The 1,551-nt window shown below is 57.8% G+C and carries 2 protein-coding genes; both read left to right on the forward strand.

The window, feature by feature from the left end:
* A partial coding sequence (locus AWB67_RS37500) for a VIT1/CCC1 transporter family protein (RefSeq protein WP_200822422.1) occupies positions 1-529 on the forward strand: 529 nt, incomplete at its 5' end.
* 296 nt (positions 530-825) lie between these two features.
* Positions 826-1,071, forward strand: a complete 246-nt coding sequence (locus tag AWB67_RS37505) for a hypothetical protein (protein WP_087660820.1) — start codon at positions 826-828, stop codon at positions 1,069-1,071.
* Positions 1,072-1,551: the final 480 nt, after the last annotated feature.

The following is a 1,551-nucleotide window of genomic DNA, read 5'->3' on the forward strand; positions in this document are numbered from 1 at the left end:
TGTCTCGATGGCGCTCGGCGAGTGGCTTTCCGTCACCAATGCGCGCGAGCTCGCGCGCACCCAAATCGCAAAGGAAGCAGACGAACTCGAGCAGATGCCCGAAGCCGAGCGGCACGAACTCGCGCTCATCTATCAGGCGAAGGGTCTCGATGCGGTCGAGGCACGACGCGTGGCCGCTGAAATCATGCGCGACAAAGACAAGGCACTCGAAACGCTTACGCGCGAGGAGTTAGGCCTCGATCCAGCAGAACTCGGCGGAAACCCGTGGACGGCGGCACTTGCGTCGTTTGCGCTCTTTGCAGTAGGCGCAATCATTCCCGCCATTGCTTTTCTTTGGTCGAGCGGAGAGAGGGGCATTGTTCAGTGCGTCGTTTTGAGCGGAATAGGGCTTGCGGGCATTGGCGTGTTCACGTCGATTTTCAATGGTCGCGGCGCATTGTTTTCCGCCGTCCGGCAAGTCGTGATTTGTCTGGCTGCCGCAGCATGTACCTTCGGACTCGGAAGAGTCCTTGGCGTATCTCTTTCCTAGCGGGTTTTGGCGCGTAACTGCAAAACATCTAATCTGTGTCAATCGGCACAGGGCGTGTGTTCCGTACCCTGAGCGTTGCAATGCTTGGGGCCGTAGTTCACGGGTGAGTCAACACATTCCTGGCCTGATGTGATGAGCAAGATTCTAGGCATATTTGGTATCGCGGTACTGGTGGTCATCGTTGTTGCGGTGGCACTCGTGCAGTATACGATATGGAGAAGCGTCGATTAGTTTGGGCGCCGGTACAAGAACGGGTTCCGCGTTTCAAACTTGGCGCACGTCAAGGCACCAGGCGTATGTTCGAATCCGCGCGCGGGTGTGCCGCCGGCACCCGTGACGAACAGGTCTGCATGCAAACCATTCACGCTACTCAAAGGGGGCGGGCCCACGACTTTGAACGAGGCGAAGCGATCAGTATCAAACCAATGATCACGAAAACCCGGCCGACGCATCGGGGCTCGATCCGCATCGTCGAAATGGATTTGACTGGCGACGATATCGTGCAGCTCATCAAGACGGCCCCTCTTGCGGTTTCGACCTGACGCGATTTCGCGATTCTTCTCGTTGCCACAGAAGTCCAGCGCACCTCCGGCGCGAACGTACGCAACTGAAGGTCTAGATAACCGTCCGCGCACGCTTGCACCGAAACGGGTCGGAGTCTGATTACGTAAAGTGATTGAATCGTTGTGCCCGCGTCACTGGCACGGTCACATGTCTCGTTGACCGCATGACTCGGTGCGGCTGCCGATAAATAGCGGTACGTCGCGACGTGCTAGGAATCAAGCGGCTGCAACAGGAAATGGCCAACCTCGAGAGGACGTGCGCCTGCTGCGCGAATTTCCGATGTGTGTAAGGGGGGGGCGCCAAAGGAGCGGCTCAACAAGGGAGGTGCCAGCCTTGGCAGATCGGCGCGCCCATTTGGCGCAAACCTGAGTCAGATCAATCGTAAGCGCGAATTTCTCCGCACGTAGCGCGATGAAGTAAAGGACGTCACGCTTGCGTCCGCAACCTACACTTGCGGA

Origin of the sequence: Caballeronia terrestris, assembly GCF_001544515.1 — a bacterium.
Taxonomy (GTDB): Bacteria; Pseudomonadota; Gammaproteobacteria; order Burkholderiales; family Burkholderiaceae; genus Caballeronia; species Caballeronia terrestris.

Excerpts from the sequence above, each read along its gene's own strand:
- AWB67_RS37505 (WP_087660820.1), top strand. The coding sequence starts at position 826 with ATGTTCGAATCCGCGCGCGGGTGTGCCGCCGGCACCCGTGACGAACAG.